Origin of the sequence: Streptomyces sp. NPDC059909 (assembly GCF_042730885.1) — a bacterium.
Lineage (GTDB): Bacteria > Actinomycetota > Actinomycetes > Streptomycetales > Streptomycetaceae > Streptomyces.
This window is the reverse complement of sequence record NZ_JBHWKX010000030.1, coordinates 61,522-78,310: the sequence shown is the minus strand read 5'-3', so window position 1 is coordinate 78,310 and position 16,789 is coordinate 61,522. Positions and strand designations below refer to the sequence as shown.

Genomic DNA, 16,789 nt, shown 5'->3' with positions numbered 1-16,789 from the left:
TGGGGGTGGGGGTGTGGGGGGGGGGGGGGGGGGGGAGAGGGGGGGGGGGGGGGGGGCGGGGGGGGGGGGGGGGGGGGGGCCCCCCCCCCCCCCCCCCCCACAGCGTTGTGGGCAGTCGTTTCGCTGGGTCCCCCAGGACGGAGTCCTAGGGGGAGGAACGGGCGGGCAAAGCCCCCGGCGCCGGGTGCCGATACGGGAGGGCCCGGCCCGGTGGGCAGGGGAACGCCTGTCCCGGTCGCCCGGGACGCCCGCCCGGTGGGCCCGGGCCACGCCCGGTGGCCGGGAGCCCGGCCGGTTTTCTCCGGCGCTTTGTCGGCAAAAGCTCTCCGCGCGGCGGCGTAGCGTGGACCCATGACTGTGTACGGATCCTTTCCCGGGTCGCGGCCGCGGCGGCTGCGGACCACCCCTGCGATGCGGCGCATGGTCGCCGAGACGCGGCTGCACCCCGCAGATCTGATCCTCCCGGCGTTCGTACGGGAAGGCGTGGCCGAGCCCGTGCCGATCGCGGCGATGCCCGGGGTCGTGCAGCACTCGCTGGACACCCTGCGGAAGGCCGCGGTGGAGGCCGTGTCCGCGGGCGTCTCAGGGATCATGCTGTTCGGGGTCCCGGAGGACGCCAAGAAGGACGCTGCCGGCACGGCGGGCACCGACCCCGACGGGATCCTGCAGGTCGCCATCCGCGCCGTGAAGGCCGAGGTCGGCGACGAGCTCGTGATCATGTCCGATCTGTGTCTGGACGAGTACACCGATCACGGCCACTGCGGGGTGCTGGACGCCGAGGGGCGCGTCGACAACGACGCCACGCTGGAACGTTACGCCGAGATGGCGCAGGTCCAGGCCGACGCGGGCGTCCACGTCGTGGGCCCCAGCGGGATGATGGACGGTCAGGTCGGCGTCATCCGCGATGCGCTGGACACGATCGGCAAGGAGGACGTGTCGATCCTCGCGTACACCGCCAAGTACTCCTCCGCCTTCTACGGGCCGTTCCGCGAGGCCGTCGCCTCCTCGCTGCAGGGCGACCGCAAGACGTACCAGCAGGACCCGGCCAACCTCCGGGAGTCCCTGCGGGAGCTGGCGCTCGACCTGGAGGAGGGCGCCGACATGGTCATGGTCAAGCCGGCGGGCCCCTATCTGGACGTGCTGGCGCGCGTCGCCGCGGAGGTCGACGTGCCGGTCGCCGCGTACCAGATCTCCGGTGAGTACGCGATGGTCGAGGCGGCCGCCGAGAAGGGCTGGATCGACCGGGACAAGGCGATCCTGGAGACGCTGACCGGGATCAGGCGCGCAGGTGCGCAGATGATCCTGACGTACTGGGCGACGGAGGTCGCGCAGAAGCTCGGCCGCGCGTAACGCGGCTCAGTCCCACCAGAACGACCACACGCTCTGGTCCAGCACTGCCTTGGCCGCGTACTCGTCCAGGGCGCCGAAGTGGCCCTGGGTGATGTTGTCCGGGCAGAAGGCGAAGTGCTCGGCGGCGACGGCCCTCGCCTCGGCCGGCGTCGTCGGCGGGGCCGCCACGGAGACCACCAACTGGTCGAAGGTGAGCGCCACGACGCGTATGCCGAAGCGGTCCTCCCACGAGCGCAGGACAGAGCAGAGGCGCGCCACGTCGTTCTCGTAGTTGAGCGGACCGGTCCAGCCCAGCGCCGCCGGTATGTCGGCGCTGCGGCGGGCCGGGACGAGGGCGAGCCCGCACCGCTCCAGCCAGGAGTCCTCCTCGATGAGCGATTCGGCCACCTCGGCCGCCAACACGTCCGGATCGATGCCCGACACGGCGGCCGGGGCGAGGCCGGGCCACTGGGCGCCGAACGGCGCGACCTTCTCGTCGAACGTCGGGGGTTCGCCGAAGAGGGCGACGACGGTGTCCCGGCCGGGGTAGTCCTCGGGGGCGCCGAGCTCGTCCGCCGCGTACTCCTCCCAGAAGGCCTCCAGGACCTCCTCGGCGTCGTGATCACCCGCGTACGACATCATCGCCGGGGCCAACTCCCAGTCCTCGGGCTGCCTTTCGCGGCTGCTGCCCGAGCCGATGAGTACGGGGTGGAGCCCGGCGGTCCTGCGCGCGGCCAGCAGAGCGGACCAGTCGCCCGGGCGGGCGGGCTCGTCCGCGCACCACATCAGGGGCTCGTGCCACGGGCCGTCGACGGTCGTGTTGATCAGCCGCCCGGACGGCAGGTCGAGACCCAGTGAGTGGCCTGCGGGGTCGATGGCCAGGGTCGGCAGGGGATTGGGAAGCATCGCCATGGACCGAATGTAGAGGCCGACACTGACAACGGAGGCCGGCCGTCCACAACGGGCGGCCTCCACACCGGTCTTCGCGTGGGCGATCAGTACGTGAGCGCGTCCGACATGTCGCTCAGCCAGTACGTGACCATGGCGCTGTCGTCCTCGATATAGGTGTCCGCGGGGAGCGTGACCTCGGCGTGCGCGCCGGTCGATCCGGAGCCGCTGCCCGCGTCGAAGGAGACGGTGAGGTGCTTCGCGGTGCGGCCCTTGCTCTTGCCGGGCTCGCCGGTCAGGGTGACGGAGGCGTAGGCGGACTGGCCGGGGTCCAGGGTGACGACGGCCTGCGGCTTGCTGTCCTCGACGAACTGGGTGGGGGACTGGGCTTCGTCGAAGCGGAGGTACGGGGCGCCGAAGGCGTTGCAGGGGCGCGAGCCCGTGTTGGTGACGGTGATCAGCAGGTGGTTGATGGGGCGTGTGAGCTTGCTGGCGACGACCTTGGTGTTGTCGCCGGTGCAGGTGACGGGGGAGGCGTCGCTGCTGCCGCCGGCCGGGGCTGCGGACGCGGTACCGCCGCCCGTGCCCGAGGGCGGGGTGGCCGCCGGGGCCTCCGAGGCGGTGGCGCTCGCCTTGCCCCCGCCGGCCGGGTCCGTTGCCTTGGCCTTGTCGTCGCCCTGGCAGGCGGTGAGGGACAGGCCCGCAAGAAGGGCGGCGGTCGCGGCGATGGCTGTGCGGGTACGGATGGTGCGCATGGTGGATCGACTCCCCGTTGTGGTGGTGGATTCAGTGACCGTTGATCAGCGAGATCACGACTGCGGTGCAGGTGATCAGTACGACGATCGCGAGAGCATCGCTGACGCTGATGCTGAAGCGGGTTCGCATCTGAGCTTCCGGTTCGGTTGGTGCTGCACAAACTCTGTGGGGGCAGCGGATCGTGGGACAACCGACCAGGGAAAATAGGGGAAGCTGGAACGCCGAAACGGGGTTTGACCAGGGGAAACACCCAGTGCCTGGAATGCGTTCCCGGGACGGCGGAACGAGGGGGAGGGCTGAAATGGCAGCGGGGACGGACGACTTCGCGGGGTTGCTGAGCGCGCTGAAGGAACGCTCCGGTCGCAGTTACGGGGCTCTCGCCAGACAGCTGCACATGAGTACGTCCACGTTGCACCGCTACTGCAACGGCGACGCCGTACCGACGGAGTACGCCCCCGTGGAGCGGCTCGCCCGGCTGTGTGGGGCGACCCCGGACGAGCTCGTGGAGCTGCACCGGCAATGGATCCTGGCCGACGATGCCCGCAGGCGTGGCCGGGCTGGTGCGGCCGAATCGCCCGGTGAGCCGTCCAGTGAGTCATCCGGTGAGCCTGAGCCAACGGGTGAGGCGGAGCCCGGCGTCCCGCCCGTCCCGGCTCCAGGAGCCGGAGCGCCCGAGCGGGAGCCCGAGGACGAGGCCCCCGAGTCGCTGGTCGTCGGGCCCGAGCCCACCTCGCGCAAGCGTCGTCTTCGTATCGCCGTCGCCACGGCCGCCGTTGTCGCCGTCGCCGTCCCGGCCGCCGTCGCCGTAAGCCAGTTCGGGGGTGAGGCCGACGGTACGGGGCAGCCCCGCGCAGGAGCGGGGGCCGACGCCACGACCGGGACCTCCGCGTCCCCGTCCGCTTCCGCGTCTACCTCCGCCTCACCGAGCGGCAGCGCCTCGCCCGGCGGGAAGAAGGCGAGCGCCTCGCCGTCGGACCCGGCCGCCACGAAGAAATCGGAGGCGCCCGCAGAGCAGAGCGGTGGCGCGGCCCCCAGCGTGGGGATCAGCTCGTACAACTGGGAAGAGCCGTGCGGCGAGGAGTACCTGTTGGACCAGCGGCCCGGCCAGGTCCCGCCGCCGCCCGCTCCCCAGGACACCCGGAACTGGGCACGCGCCCTGGGTGGTGTCAGCGCCGGCGATACGAAGCTGCAGTTGACCGTGACTGGCAACACGGACGACGCGGTGGTCATCACCGACCTGAACGTACGCGTGGTGGGCCGGAAGGCCCCGCTGCCCTGGCAGGCCTATTCCATGGGGGACGGCTGCGGCAGCGGCGTCACCCCGCAGACCTTCGACATCGACCTGGACAACGCCCGGCCGCTGGTCAAGCCCGTGGCCGGGCAGGACGGCGACACCGTCGTACCGGCCAAGGACTTCCCGTACAAAGTCTCCACCCACGATCCCCAGGTCCTGAACCTCGACGTCCACACCGAAGGTCACGAGGCCACGTGGTACCTGGAGCTGGCATGGAGCAGCGGCGACCGGAAGGGGACGGTACGGGTCGACGACGACGGAAAGCCCTTCCGCACGAGTGCCTTCGACGAGGGCAAGCTGTACCACCACTGGCCGGAGAAGGGCGAGTGGATCGCCCAGTGATGGTCAGCCGGAGTGAGCTGCTGCGAAGGCGGCGAAGGATGACCAGGTGGCGGGGGCGAGGGTGAGCATGGGGCCGTCCGAGATCTTGGAGTCGCGGACGTGGACGGCGGTGGGGTGGGTGGCTACTTCGACGCATTCGCCGCCGTCGCTGCCGCTGTAGCTGGACGTGAACCACTCAAGTGCGGTGCTCATTGGTCTCCTGGCAGCCGGTCCAAGCTCGCGTTGGGTGAGGCAGGCGCTCTCCCGGAACAGGGCCACCAGCGCGCCCACGAGCGGTACGAGGACGCCCTGCGCGTCGAGGTCCACGACAGCGGCGACGGCTGCCCCCGGCCGCGGGAGCCGGACGAGGAGTCGGGGCGGGGGCTGCTGCTGGTCGCCGCCGTCGCGGACGAGTGGGGCGTCGGGGAACGGATGCCCGGGAAGGTCGTGTGGTGCGAGTTCGCGGTCAGCGCTCAACCGTGAGCAGGCCGGCGAGGCGCGAGAGGCCGTCGGCCGCGTGGCCTTCCGTGATCGCGCGGTCCAGGATCGCCTGGAACGGCTCGAAGAGTTCCGGGCTGACGCCCTGCTCGCGGAAGGCGGCCAGGAAGTTCGGGAAGGCCGCCTGGTTGACCGCGATGCTGGAGACGTCGGTGAGGTGCCTGCCGGTGTCGATCGCCCTGCCCCACTCCGGGGCGCCGCCGAGCATCGCGCCGATCCACGGCACGAGCAGCTCGGAGAACTGCTCGGCGGAGATGCCCTCCGTGCGGACCAGGGCGAAGGCCTGCATGACGCCCATCACCATGCCGTACATGCCGGTGAGCAGGGCCAGGTCGTGCAGCGCCGCACGGCCCGGGTCGGTGCCCGTCCACGTGGTGCCGCCGAAGGCCGCGAGGGTGGCGCGGTGGGTGGCGTACGCCTGGTCGTCGCCGCTGTAGAAGACGTAGGCGTGCGGGCCGGCGATCATCTGAGGGACCGCCATGATGCCGCCGTCGACGTACCGGGCGCGGTGCCCCGTCGCCCAGGCCGAGAGCTCGCGGGCCTGGGCAGGGGTGCCGTTGGTGAGGTTGACGAGGGTCCTGCCGGCGACGGCGTCACCGAGGGTGCCGAGGACCTCCTGGACGGCGTCGTTGGTGACGAGGCAGACGACGACGAGCGGGCTCGCGGCCACGGCGTCGCCCGGTGTGGCCGCGGGGAGCGCGCCCTGGGCGACGAGCGGGCCGGTCTTCGCAGGGGACCGGTTCCAGACGGTGACGGGGTGGCCGGCCTTCAGGAGCGCGGCGGCGAGGGCGGAGCCCATCATTCCGAGGCCGAGGACCGAAACGGGAGAGGCTGTCATGTCTCCGATCATTGCCGTGGGCCGAGGTGGGGACAAGTACCGACTATTTGGTCAGGTACTCACCAGTTGGTGAGTGGTGAGTGAGGTGGTGATCTGCGGCCGGGCAGCGCACCCTGAAGGTGGTACTGGTGGAGGTGATCCGTCATGAAGACACTCGCCGGATGGCACGTTGACATGGAATTCGCCGAGGAGGGCGAGAAGACCAAGGCGGCCGCGATGGTCCGCCTCGCCGACGGTACGGAAGTCCGGGGGCACGGGAACGCCAGCCGTCACCCGTCCGATCCCGAGCAGCTTCGGGTCGGCGAGGAAATCGCGGGCGCGCGGGCACTGATGGACATGGCACAGCAGATGCTGAAGAAGGCCCACGACGAGATCGAGGAGACCACGGGAAGGCCGGCGCACCCGCTGACCCGTTGAGCACGGTGGCGCGAACGCAGAGCGGCCCCGGCGGGACGATCGCCGGGGCCGCCCTGCGCCTGTGGGTCAGAGACGCTCGGGGGTGCGGATGCCGAGCAGGGCCATGCCCTGGTGGAGCGTGCGGGCGGTGAGGTCGACGAGGAAGAGGCGGTTCTCGAAGACCTCCGTCGTGTTGTCCTCGCTGATCACCTGGCACTGGTCGTAGAACGTGGTCAGGTGCGAGGCCAGCTGGTACAGGTACGCCGCGAGCTTGTGAGGCTCGTACGACGCGGCGACCTCGGCCAGGATCTCGCCGAACTGGTCCAGGTGCAGCCCGAGCGCCCGCTCGGCCGGGGCCAGCGGAAGCTCCGGGTGGGCGGCCGGCTTGGCGTCGCCCGCCTTGCGGAGGATCGACTGGATACGGGCGTACGCGTACTGGAGGTACACCGACGTGTCGCCGTTGAGCGACACCATCTGGTCCAGGTCGAACTTGTAGTCCCGGACGGCCGACGTGGACAGGTCCGCGTACTTCACGGCGCCGATGCCGACGTACTGACCGTTCTCGACGATCTCCTGCTCCGTCAGGCCGACCTTCTCGGCCTTCTCGCGCACGACCGCCGTCGCCCGCTCGATCGCCTCGTCCAGCAGGTCCACCAGCCGCACCGTCTCGCCCTCACGGGTCTTGAACGGCTTGCCGTCCTTGCCGAGGACCGTGCCGAAGGCCAGCTGGACGGCCTTCACGCCGTCGTTCAGCCACCCGATGCGGCGCGCGGTCTCGAAGACCATCTTGAAGTGGAGGGACTGGCGGGCGTCCACGACGTACAGCAGCGTGTTCGCGCCGAGGTTCTGGACGCGGTCGCGGATCGCGGAGAGGTCCGTCGCCGCGTAGCCGTAGCCGCCGTCGGACTTCTGGACGATCAGCGGCACCGGGTTGCCGTCCGGGCCCTTCACGTCGTCGAAGAAGACGCACAGCGCGCCGTTCGACCGGACCGCGACGCCCGACTCCTCGAGCAGGCGGCAGGTCTCGGCCAGCATGGCGTTGTAGCCGGACTCGCCGACGACGTCCGCGTCCTCGATCTCCATGTCGAGCTTGTTGAAGACCGAGTAGAAGTAGATCTTCGACTCGTCGACGAAACGCTGCCACAGGGCCAGCGTCTCCTTGTCGCCCGCCTGGAGGTCGACCACCCGGCGGCGGGCCCGGTCCTTGAACTCCTCGTCGGAGTCGAAGAGGGCGCGCGAGGCCTTGTAGAGCCGGTTCAGATTGGACATGGCCTCTTCGCCGGAGACGGTGGCCTCGTCCTTGTGGTCCAGCTCGTGGGGGTGCTCGATCAGGTACTGGATGAGCATGCCGAACTGGGTGCCCCAGTCGCCGATGTGGTGGCGCCGGATCACCTTCTCGCCGGTGAACTCGAGGATCTCGACCATCGCGGCGCCGATCACGGCGGAGCGCAGATGGCCGACGTGCATCTCCTTCGCCACGTTCGGCTGGGCGTAGTCGATCACGGTCGTGCCGGCCCCGGAGGCGTACGGGACGCCCAGCCGGTCGTCCGCTGCGCGGGCGGCGAGGGTCTTCACGATCGCCTCGTCGGTGATCGTGATGTTCAGGAACCCGGGGCCCGAGACTTCGATCTCCTTCAGGACGTCATCGGCCGGGAGCGCCTCGACGACCTTGGACGCCAGCTCGCGCGGGTTTCCCTTGAGCTGCTTGGCGAGCGCCAGGATGCCGTTGGCCTGGAAGTCGGCCCGGTCGCTACGTCGCAGCAGCGGGTCGGCGGAGCCGGCCTCCGGCAGGGCTGCCGAGAGGGCGTCCGCGAGGCGCTGCTGCACGGTCGAAGCGAGGGAAGGGACCGAGGCCATGAGCTTCCGTTCCTGTCAGTGGGTGATCGGTGCTAATTCGGTAGTCAAGTGTCCCACGGGGGAGCAACCTGTTTCTCCCACCGGACGGGGGCTGTGGACAACCACCGAGCCCGCTGTTCCGTCTGGGAGAATGGCTAACGCCAGCTTCGACAGAATCAAGCTTTCAAGGACGTGCCGATCGTGGCTCAGAGCAGCACCGAGACCGACTGGGTCTCCCGTTTCGCGGACGATGTCATCGCCGAGTCGGAACGGCGTGCGCCCGGGAAACCGGTCGTGGTTGCCTCTGGCCTGTCCCCGTCCGGGCCCATCCACCTGGGCAATCTGCGCGAGGTCATGACCCCGCACCTTGTCGCGGACGAGATCCGCCGGCGGGGGTACGAGGTTCGCCACCTGATCTCCTGGGACGACTACGACCGCTACCGCAAGGTGCCGGCCGGTGTCACCGGTGTCGACGACTCCTGGGCCGAGCACATCGGCAAGCCGCTGACCTCGGTCCCGGCGCCCGCGGGCTCGCCGTACCCGAACTGGGCGGAGCACTTCAAGGCCGCCATGGTCGAGTCGCTCGCCGAGCTGGGCGTCGAGTACGACCCGATCAGCCAGACCGAGCAGTACACGTCGGGGGTGTACCGCGAGCAGATCCTGCACGCGATGAAGCACCGCGCCGAGATCGACGGAATTCTCGACCAGTACCGGACGAAGGCCAAGGTCCAGGCGAAGAAGCAGCAGCAGAAGCCGGCGGACGAGGCCGAGCTGGAGGCCGAGGAGGGCTCCGGGGCGGCGAGCGAGGACGACGGCAGCGGCGGCTCCGCCGGCTACTTCCCGTACAAGCCGTACTGCGGCAACTGCGAGAAGGACCTGACGACGGTCACCGAGTACCTCGACGCGACGACCGAGCTGACCTACTCCTGCACGGCGTGCGGCTTCTCCGAGACGGTCAGGCTGAGCGAGTTCAATCGCGGCAAGCTGGTCTGGAAGGTCGACTGGCCGATGCGCTGGGCGTACGAGGGCGTGATCTTCGAGCCCAGCGGCGTCGACCACTCGTCGCCCGGATCGTCGTTCGTCGTGGGCGGGCAGATCGTCCGCGAGGTCTTCGGCGGCGTGCAGCCCATCGGCCCGATGTACGCCTTCGTGGGCATCTCCGGCATGGCGAAGATGTCGTCGTCCCGTGGTGGCGTGCCCACGCCGGCGGACGCGCTGAAGATCATGGAGGCGCCGCTGCTGCGCTGGCTGTACGCGCGCCGCAAGCCCAACCAGTCCTTCAAGATCGCCTTCGACCAGGAGATCCAGCGGCTCTACGACGAGTGGGACAAGCTGGAGTCCAAGGTCGTCGGGGGCACCTCCCAGGCCGGAGGCTCTGGGGGAGGGTCCGCGCTGCCGGCCGACGCCGCCGCGTACTCCCGCGCGGTGCGCACTGCGGCCGGGGAGCTGCCGCGCACGCCGCGGCCGCTGCCGTACCGGACACTCGCCTCGGTCGTCGACATCACGGCCGGTCACGACGAGCAGACCCTGCGGATCCTCAGTGAGCTCGACCCGGCGAACCCGCTGGCGTCGCTCGACGAGGTCCGGCCGCGTCTCGACCGCGCCGAGAACTGGATCACGACCCAGGTCCCGGCCGACGCCCGCACGGTCGTCCGCTCCGAGCCCGACACCGAGCTGCTCGGCTCGCTCGACGACGAGGGGCGGGAGTCGCTGCGGCTGCTCCTGGACGGGCTGGACTCGCACTGGTCGCTGGACGGGCTCACCACGCTCGTCTACGGCGTGCCGAAGGTCATGGCGGGCCTGGAGCCGGACGCCAGGCCGACGCCGGAGCTGAAGGTCGCCCAGCGTTCGTTCTTCGCGCTGCTGTACCGCCTGCTGGTGAGCCGCGAAACGGGGCCGCGGCTGCCGACGCTGCTGCTGGCGGTCGGGGCGGAGCGGGTGCGGAAGCTGCTCGGGGCCTGATCGGCCGAGGCCGGACCGGTCAGGCCCCGACCGGTCGGCTGCGTTCGTCGGAGGGCCCTCATCCCTTGTGGATGAGGGCCTCCGGCGTTTGTGGATGGTCCGGGTCACCGGCGCAGGGCGAGGGGCGGGCCGCCGCCTACGCGATGTGCTCCGCCTCCATCTCGGCCTGGAAGCGGTTCTGGAACTCCGGCATGAACCGGCGCAGCAGGCTGGCGCTGCGCGGATGCTGGATGCCGTGGACGTCGGCGAGGGTTATGTCGAGCTGGTCGTTGCTCGGGTGGACGCCGTGGCGGTGGGTGTACTCCTTGAAGACCGGGTACGCCAGCTCGGCGAATTCCGTGTCCTCGATGGGCTCCGCTTCCTCCAGCGGCTCGGGCGCCGGGGCCTGCTCGTACACCGGCTGCTGTTCGGCGCGCGGTCCCGGAATGGCACCGGGGCCGGGACCGGGACCGACGGGCATGGCGTCCGGTCCGGCCGGGACCGCGACCGGGGTCGGCTCCAGGCCCTCGACGTACGTGGGGTTGTACGCGGTCTCGTACGCCTCCTGCGGGACCTGCGGCGCCGCGAACCAAGGGCTCTCGTGGGAGCCGGTACTGACGACACCGCCCTGCAGCAGTTGCTGCTGCTCCTCGGGGTGGGCCTGCGGGTACTCCTGGGGCCATTCCTGCTGAGCCGGACCCGGCCCCGGAACCGGTGTCGCGGGGAGCTGCCCCGCAGGTGCGGGCGGCGGCAGCAGCGCCGGCTCGATCCCGGCGGCGGCGAGCCCGGCGGGTGCCGTCTCCGCCAGCGGAACGCCGTACTTCGCGAGCCGCAGCGGCATCAGCGCCTCCACCGGCGCCTTGCGCCGCCACGCGCGCCCGAAACGGGCCTGGAGGCGGGCCTGATAGATCAGCCGGTCCTGCTCCAGCTTGATGACCTGCTCGTACGAGCGCAGCTCCCACAGCTTCATCCGGCGCCACAGCCGGAACGTGGGCACGGGCGACAGCAGCCAGCGGGTGAGCCGCACGCCCTCCATGTGCTTGTCCGCCGTGATGTCCGCGATCCGGCCGACCGCGTGCCGGGCGGCCTCGACGGAGACCACGAAGAGCACCGGGATGACGGCGTGCATGCCGACACCGAGCGGGTCGGGCCAGGCGGCGGCACCGTTGAACGCGATCGTCGCCGCTGTCAGCAGCCACGCCGTCTGGCGCAGCAGCGGGAACGGGATCCGGATCCACGTCAGCAGCAGGTCGAGGGCGAGCAGCACACAGATGCCCGCGTCGATGCCGATGGGGAAGACCAGGGAGAAGTTGCCGAAGCCCTTCTGCTCGGCGAGCTCGCGCACGGCGGCGTAGGACCCGGCGAAACCGATCGCGGCGATGATCACCGCACCGGCGACGACGACCCCGATGAGTATGCGGTGCGTGCGTGTCAGCTGCATCGCGGCCACCCGCGATCCCCTCCCGATATCGAATTTCGGATCGAATTCCGGCGCCGCCGCATCCGACTCGGCGCGGGCCAAGCCTGGCACACGTTTGCGGAGCCCGGGCCTCCGGGGAGGCGGCCCGGGCTCACGGCCGTCTGTTCAACGGCCGCCGTCGCGCGTATTGATGGGGTGTGCGGGGCCGGGCGGGGCCGACGTGCCATGGCCCACAGCCCACCGTCCGCAGCGCTCGGCCGCGGCCCGCAGCCGCGGCCCCAGCACAGGGCCCACCTGCGGGGTCGCCTACTTGTTGGCCGTCGCGACCGAGGCCGCCGCCTCCTTCGCCGCCTTGACCGCGTCCTTCAGCATCTCCGCCGCGTCCGGGGTCTTGGCCCCGGCGTAGCCGGCACCGTTGTACCCGAGCGTGACCACGACATTGCCCGTACGGGCCACGATCGTCGCGTACTTGAAGGTCTCGCCCGTCTTGCTCAGGTCGTAGCTGATCGAGGTCGCCTCGTCGCCGATGCCCGTCGTGGGCGACGTCTTGACGTTCTTGGCGCTCTCCGTGGCCTCGGCCTTGGCGATCTCCTTCGCATACGCGTCCGTGGCGCGCTTCTCGCCGCTGCCCAGGCCGGGGTCGGACTCGTAGCGCAGGAAGGCGACGTCGAGCCAGCGGTAGTTCGAGCCCTTGATGCCCTTGTCCTCGAGGCCGTTCCAGGAGCAGCCGCCGCGGGCGGTGATGTCGCTGGAGGTGCCTGCCGTACCGGCCTTGTTCTTCGCCTTCGGCACCAGCTCGGTGATCGTCTTCGAGGTGATCGTCTTGCAGGGCTCGGGCAGCTTGGCGAACTTCGCCGGTGTGACGGACGCCTCCGACTTCTTGTCGCCGGGCGATGCCGCGGAGGAGGAGCCCGAACCGGAGGACTTGTCCTCACCGCCGGAGTCCGACGAGCAGCCGGCGACGACGAGCATCACCGGGACGGCGGCGCAGGCGAGTATGCGGGTGAGTCGCGGTGCTGATCGGTGCATGGTTCCTTCACTCGGTGTGTCGTACGGTCCGCCGTTGTGCGGGACGGACGGACGGTCGGCCGGTCGTTACGCGCGCGGCGGTCGGCCGCTCGGTACGGAGCCTCCCGGTCGGCCACGATAAGCCGACACGTTACGACGCCGGAGGCATCCCGCGGGATCGGTGCGGGAACCCGGCGGCGCGTGCATGCGGCCGCCGTGGGCCGTGCCGGGGGGCCGGACGGCGCGCTATTCGTTGAAGCGCTCGGCCAGGTTCCGGGCCAGGGCCTGCGCCTTTTCCTGCAGTTCCCTGCTGTCGGGGATCTCTGTCGTACGGGCGGGCTGCTCGATGTACTCGACGGTCACGATCACATTCGATGTGCGGAACACCACGCTCACGGTCCGGTGCTGCGCGGTGGAACCGGCCCGGGTGAGGGCGTCGTCGAGGAAGGCCGCGTCGCCGAGACCGTCGAGCTCGCGGGGCTCGAGACCCTCGGGGGACGCGGGCGTGCCGGACGGGGTGCCTCCCGCGGCGCCTGCGGTCCCTGTGACGCCTGCGCCGGCGGTGGCGCCCGTGGTGCCTGCGGTGCTTTTGGCGGTGCTGTTCGTCGGTGTCGGGGTGCCACCCGCGGTCTGCGTCTCCTGCGCCTTCTCGTCGCGCGGGTCGGCGGGGGCTGGAAGCTGTGCCGCGTCCTTCTTGCGGGCGTAGACCTCCTGCGCCCGGTCGTCGTCGCTGACGTCCGGGTCGTACGAGACGACGCGCTCGACGTCGATCCGGAGGTGGTGCGAGGCGTCCGGCGCGTCGGACTTCCAGCTGCAGCCGACGCGGCGATCCGTGTCGTAGGTGACGGCCGCCGTGCCCTGGTACACCTTCTCCTGCTGCTCCTCGGGCAGCTCGGCCGCGCCCGGGAGCAGATCCCTGAGGGTGGCGCGCTGGACGGCGCCGCAGGGCTCGTAGAGCGTGCGGTACTTGCCCGGGGCGGCGACGGAGCCGGGGGAGCCGCCCGGCTGGGCATCCGCGGCCGATGCGTCGTCACCGGATCCGGCGGAGCAGCCGGCGGCGAGTGCGACGAGGAGCGCCGCCAGGGCGGGTACGTACGCCTTTCGCTGCACGGTGCCGAGCTCCTTCTGTCGCGCTGTCGGGGGAAAAGTGGTTGCCGCCCGAGACGGGCCGATGGACACAATGTGTATCGCACGCGCAGCTGTGAACGCCGGTCCGCTATCCCTTTTGCCGACCCTGGCGCCGGTTTTGCGTTTTCAGGCTTCTGGGGGGATCGAGGAAATATGTCGTATGTAGAGGTGTCGGGGGCGAAGGTCCCCATCCGCATGTGGACGGACCCGTCCACGGTGGAGGACGGCGCGATGCAGCAGCTGCGGAACGTCGCCACGCTGCCGTGGATCAAGGGGCTCGCCGTGATGCCCGACGTGCACTACGGTAAGGGCGCGACGGTCGGCTCCGTGATCGCGATGCACGGGGCGGTCTGCCCGGCGGCGGTCGGGGTCGACATCGGCTGTGGAATGTCGGCCGTGAAGACCTCGCTCACCGCGAACGACCTCCCTGGTGATCTGTCCCGGCTGCGGTCGAAGATCGAGCAGGCGATCCCGGTGGGCCGCGGCATGCACGACGAGCCGGTGGACCCGGGGCGGGTGTACGGGCTCCAGGCGCCGGGCTTCGCCGACCTCTGGTCGCGGTTCGACCGGGTGGCCGACGCGGTCAAGTTCCGCCGGGAGCGGGCGGCGAAGCAGATGGGCACGCTGGGCAGCGGTAACCACTTCATCGAGTTCTGCCTCGACGAGTCGGGTGCGGTCTGGCTGATGCTGCACTCCGGCTCGCGGAACATCGGCAAGGAGCTCGCCGAGCACCACATCGGCGAGGCGCAGAAGTTGCCGCACAACCAGGGCCTGGTCGACCGTGACCTGGCGGTGTTCGTCGCGGACACCCCGCAGATGGCGGCGTACCGGAACGACCTCTTCTGGGCGCAGGAGTACGCCAAGTACAACCGCGCGATCATGATGGGGCTGTTCCAGGAGGTCGTCCGCAGGGAGTTCAGGAAGGCCAGGGTGACCTTCGATCCGGTCGTCTCCTGCCGGCAGGAAGATGGTGAAGGCCGGACGAGGACCGTCGAGTACCGACCTGGCGTGATCAGCTGCCATCACAACTATGTCAGCGAAGAGCGGTACGACGGGATGGATCTGCTGGTCACCCGCAAGGGAGCGATCAGCGCGGGCTCGGGGGAGTGGGGGATCATCCCCGGTTCCATGGGCACGGAGTCGTACATCGTCCGCGGCCTGGGCAACCCGAAGTCGTTCAACTCGGCGTCGCACGGTGCCGGCCGGAGGATGAGCCGGACCGCTGCGAAGCGGAAGTTCTCGACGAAGGATCTGCAGGAGCAGACGCGGGGTGTGGAGTGCCGTAAGGACTCCGGCGTCGTGGACGAGATCCCGGCCGCGTACAAGCCGATCAGCCAGGTGATCGACCAGCAGAAGGACCTGGTGCAGGTCGTCGCCAAGCTCAAGCAGGTCATCTGCGTCAAGGGCTAGGCCCACGCGAGCCGCACTTGAGGTCATCGATGAGCCCCCGGACTGTGTCCGTCCGGGGGCTCACGTGCGTTGGCCGTCATCGCTTCGGGCGGGCTCCCAGGGCCTCGTGCGGACCGATTCGCGGGTGCGTAAATATCGCAACCGTGTCGTATCAGGAAAAACGCGACACGACAGATGAGGATATGGCGCTGGTCGTGAAATCCACATGGGTGTGGGCGGTCGACGGCCCCGACGGAAGGTGAGGTGGCCGAGGTGGCGGAAGCTTCGACAGACACGCAGGACGGCGAGGGTTCCGTCGAACTCGGGGGCTATCAGCAGGAGCTGAAACGGACGCTCGGCTCCTGGCAGGTGTTCGCGATCTCGTTCGCGTTCATCTCCGTGGCCGTCGGTATCTTTGCGACGTACGACGATGTGCTGGTGAGCGCGGGGCCGGTCGGCATCTGGCTGTGGGTGATCGCGGGGGTGGGGCAGACCCTGGTGGCGTTGGTGGTCGCGCAGTTCGCGGCCCGCATCCCGCTCAGCGGCTCCTCCTACCAATGGGCCTCGCGGCTGGCCAACCCGAAGATCGGCTGGGGGTTCGGTTGGCTGACCTTCTGTTACCTGGCGGTCGCCGTGGTGGCGGCCGACAACGCGCTCGCGAGTCAGGCGTTCATGCCGCTCGTCGGTCTCGAGCCGGATGAGGACACGGCGCGTCTGATCACGGTCGTGGTGCTGCTCGTCCAGGCTGTGCTCGCAGTGGCCTCCACGAGCATCGTCAGCCTGATCAATTGCCTCGCGGTCGGGCTCGAACTGGTCCTCGTCGTGGTGGTGGTGATCGCGCTCACCATCGCTGTGGCGATCACGGGCGACGGAGCAGCCGGAAACCTCACCTCGCGCGGTGTCGCGGAGAACGCCCCCGACTACTTCGCCGTCGGTGGCGGGTTGATGATTGCAATGATCATGGGCCTCGCCACGCTCGTCGGCTTCGACTCCGCGGCGAACCTGGCCGAGGAGGCCAAGGATCCCTATCGCACCGTGCCACGCGCGATCGTGGGATCGGTCGTGGCGGCCGGACTGCTGGGATTGCTGTTCCTGATCACGCTCACCGTCGCGATCGACGACATCCCCCGGATCAGCGACAGCGGCTCCCCGGTCGCGGCGATCCTGCGCGATCAGCTCGGCCCGGTGATGGAGAGGACGCTGCTGGTCGCGATCACGTTCGCGTTCTTCGGAGCTGGGGTGGTGATCATGGTTTCGTGCTCGCGGATCATCTTCGCAATGTCGCGCGACGGGCGCTTCCCTGCCCACCGGCTGATTCGGCGGGTCAACCCGCGCACGCAGACGCCGATCCCGGCGACGGTCCTGATCTTCGCCCTGGGGGCCATCCTCATGGTCGCCCTGCCGGGTGCCGCGCTGCTGGAGCTGATCACGGCATCGACGATCCTTCCGGCGATCACCTACGGCTCGACGGTCGTCCTCTACCTGGCGGTGCGTAAACGACTGGAGCGCAAGAAGGGTGCGTTCGACCTCGGGCGCTTCGAACTGCCGGTCGCGATCTGCGCGCTGGTGTGGACGCTCGTCGCGCTGTTCGTGCTGGTGGCACCCCGGGAGGCGTTCGTATCCGTCGTGATCGTGGCCGGCTTGCTCCTCGCGGGCGGGCTGTTCTTCCTCGTCATGCTGAAATTCGACCGCGAGGCGCTGGAGACCGAGCCGGGAGACGTGAGCGCCTTCAAGCACTGACTCAGAG

At 70.0% G+C, this 16,789-nt stretch carries 14 protein-coding genes and 1 pseudogene; 7 read left to right on the top strand and 8 right to left on the bottom strand.

The features are described 5' to 3' along the window. The first annotated feature begins 351 nt into the window (after positions 1-351). Positions 352-1,350 carry a porphobilinogen synthase gene (gene hemB / locus ACFV9O_RS21315; protein WP_385420142.1) on the top strand — a complete coding sequence of 333 codons (999 nt, stop codon included), beginning with the start codon at positions 352-354 and terminating at the stop codon, positions 1,348-1,350. Between the two features lie 6 nt (positions 1,351-1,356). Here the strand turns inward: hemB and ACFV9O_RS21310 are convergent, their stop codons facing one another. Then, positions 1,357-2,241 (bottom strand): DUF4253 domain-containing protein, encoded by an 885-nt coding sequence (locus ACFV9O_RS21310; RefSeq protein WP_385420140.1) that lies wholly within the window; start codon positions 2,239-2,241, stop codon positions 1,357-1,359. Positions 2,242-2,324: 83 nt separating this feature from the next. After that, a complete protein-coding gene (locus tag ACFV9O_RS21305; protein ID WP_385420138.1) occupies positions 2,325-2,972 on the bottom strand; it encodes a DUF4232 domain-containing protein in 648 nt (215 codons plus the stop codon). 302 nt (positions 2,973-3,274) lie between these two features. Here ACFV9O_RS21305 and ACFV9O_RS21300 point away from each other — a divergent pair, with 302 nt between their 5' ends. Beyond that, on the top strand, positions 3,275-4,609 hold the full coding sequence (locus ACFV9O_RS21300; protein WP_385420137.1) for a helix-turn-helix domain-containing protein: 1,335 nt from the start codon (positions 3,275-3,277) through the stop codon (positions 4,607-4,609). Between the two features lie 3 nt (positions 4,610-4,612). Here the strand turns inward: ACFV9O_RS21300 and ACFV9O_RS21295 are convergent, their stop codons facing one another. Beyond that, positions 4,613-4,801, bottom strand: coding sequence for a DUF397 domain-containing protein (locus ACFV9O_RS21295; RefSeq protein WP_385420135.1), 189 nt, complete (start codon positions 4,799-4,801; stop codon positions 4,613-4,615). 78 nt (positions 4,802-4,879) lie between these two features. On the opposite strand from ACFV9O_RS21295, the pseudogene ACFV9O_RS21290 reads away from it, so the two are divergent. Beyond that, positions 4,880-5,071 (top strand): annotated as a pseudogene (locus ACFV9O_RS21290) (ATP-binding protein); the annotation flags it as partial. Here ACFV9O_RS21290 and ACFV9O_RS21285 read toward each other — a convergent pair. Then, positions 5,055-5,924, bottom strand: coding sequence for an NAD(P)-dependent oxidoreductase (locus ACFV9O_RS21285; RefSeq protein ID WP_385420133.1), 870 nt, complete (start codon positions 5,922-5,924; stop codon positions 5,055-5,057). The pseudogene ACFV9O_RS21290 and the gene ACFV9O_RS21285 overlap by 17 nt on opposite strands. Before the next feature lie 144 nt (positions 5,925-6,068). Here ACFV9O_RS21285 and ACFV9O_RS21280 point away from each other — a divergent pair, with 144 nt between their 5' ends. After that, entirely contained in the window at positions 6,069-6,341 is a 273-nt protein-coding gene (locus tag ACFV9O_RS21280) for a DUF1876 domain-containing protein (protein ID WP_385420131.1), read from the top strand. 66 nt (positions 6,342-6,407) lie between these two features. Here ACFV9O_RS21280 and argS read toward each other — a convergent pair whose 3' ends face one another. Continuing rightward, the gene (argS, locus tag ACFV9O_RS21275) at positions 6,408-8,177 is read right to left on the bottom strand and encodes an arginine--tRNA ligase (RefSeq protein WP_385420130.1); all 1,770 of its coding nucleotides are present in this window, start codon (positions 8,175-8,177) and stop codon (positions 6,408-6,410) included. Between the two features lie 171 nt (positions 8,178-8,348). Between argS and lysS the strand changes: the two genes are divergently transcribed. Continuing rightward, positions 8,349-10,118 (top strand): lysine--tRNA ligase, encoded by a 1,770-nt coding sequence (lysS, locus tag ACFV9O_RS21270; RefSeq protein WP_385420128.1) that lies wholly within the window; start codon positions 8,349-8,351, stop codon positions 10,116-10,118. A 136-nt stretch (positions 10,119-10,254) separates the two neighbouring features. On the opposite strand, the gene ACFV9O_RS21265 is transcribed toward lysS, so the two are convergent. The 3 genes from ACFV9O_RS21265 to ACFV9O_RS21255 form a co-directional block, all read right to left on the bottom strand. Next, positions 10,255-11,547, bottom strand: coding sequence for a DUF2637 domain-containing protein (locus ACFV9O_RS21265; protein ID WP_385420127.1), 1,293 nt, complete (start codon positions 11,545-11,547; stop codon positions 10,255-10,257). Positions 11,548-11,823: 276 nt separating this feature from the next. Then, complete coding sequence (locus tag ACFV9O_RS21260; RefSeq protein ID WP_385420126.1) at positions 11,824-12,546, bottom strand: DUF3558 domain-containing protein; 723 nt, start codon at positions 12,544-12,546, stop codon at positions 11,824-11,826. Positions 12,547-12,771: 225 nt separating this feature from the next. Next, positions 12,772-13,635: a DUF3558 domain-containing protein gene (locus ACFV9O_RS21255; RefSeq protein WP_385420124.1), complete on the bottom strand. Its 864-nt coding sequence runs from the start codon at positions 13,633-13,635 to the stop codon at positions 12,772-12,774. A 171-nt stretch (positions 13,636-13,806) separates the two neighbouring features. Here ACFV9O_RS21255 and ACFV9O_RS21250 point away from each other — a divergent pair, with 171 nt between their 5' ends. Both ACFV9O_RS21250 and ACFV9O_RS21245 read left to right on the top strand, forming a co-directional pair. Beyond that, a complete protein-coding gene (locus tag ACFV9O_RS21250; RefSeq protein ID WP_385420122.1) occupies positions 13,807-15,063 on the top strand; it encodes an RtcB family protein in 1,257 nt (418 codons plus the stop codon). Positions 15,064-15,306: 243 nt separating this feature from the next. After that, complete coding sequence (locus ACFV9O_RS21245; RefSeq protein WP_385420120.1) at positions 15,307-16,782, top strand: APC family permease; 1,476 nt, start codon at positions 15,307-15,309, stop codon at positions 16,780-16,782. Positions 16,783-16,789: the final 7 nt, after the last annotated feature.

Bases quoted from the DNA above. Each gene is read 5' to 3' on its own strand.
- hemB (WP_385420142.1), top strand. From the start codon at position 352: ATGACTGTGTACGGATCCTTTCCCGGGTCGCGGCCGCGGCGGCTGCGG.
- ACFV9O_RS21310 (WP_385420140.1), bottom strand. From the start codon at position 2,241: ATGGCGATGCTTCCCAATCCCCTGCCGACCCTGGCCATCGACCCCGCA.
- ACFV9O_RS21305 (WP_385420138.1), bottom strand. From the start codon at position 2,972: ATGCGCACCATCCGTACCCGCACAGCCATCGCCGCGACCGCCGCCCTT.
- ACFV9O_RS21300 (WP_385420137.1), top strand. From the start codon at position 3,275: ATGGCAGCGGGGACGGACGACTTCGCGGGGTTGCTGAGCGCGCTGAAG.
- ACFV9O_RS21295 (WP_385420135.1), bottom strand. From the start codon at position 4,801: ATGAGCACCGCACTTGAGTGGTTCACGTCCAGCTACAGCGGCAGCGAC.
- ACFV9O_RS21285 (WP_385420133.1), bottom strand. From the start codon at position 5,924: ATGACAGCCTCTCCCGTTTCGGTCCTCGGCCTCGGAATGATGGGCTCC.
- ACFV9O_RS21280 (WP_385420131.1), top strand. From the start codon at position 6,069: ATGAAGACACTCGCCGGATGGCACGTTGACATGGAATTCGCCGAGGAG.
- argS (WP_385420130.1), bottom strand. From the start codon at position 8,177: ATGGCCTCGGTCCCTTCCCTCGCTTCGACCGTGCAGCAGCGCCTCGCG.
- ACFV9O_RS21260 (WP_385420126.1), bottom strand. From the start codon at position 12,546: ATGCACCGATCAGCACCGCGACTCACCCGCATACTCGCCTGCGCCGCC.
- ACFV9O_RS21250 (WP_385420122.1), top strand. From the start codon at position 13,807: ATGTCGTATGTAGAGGTGTCGGGGGCGAAGGTCCCCATCCGCATGTGG.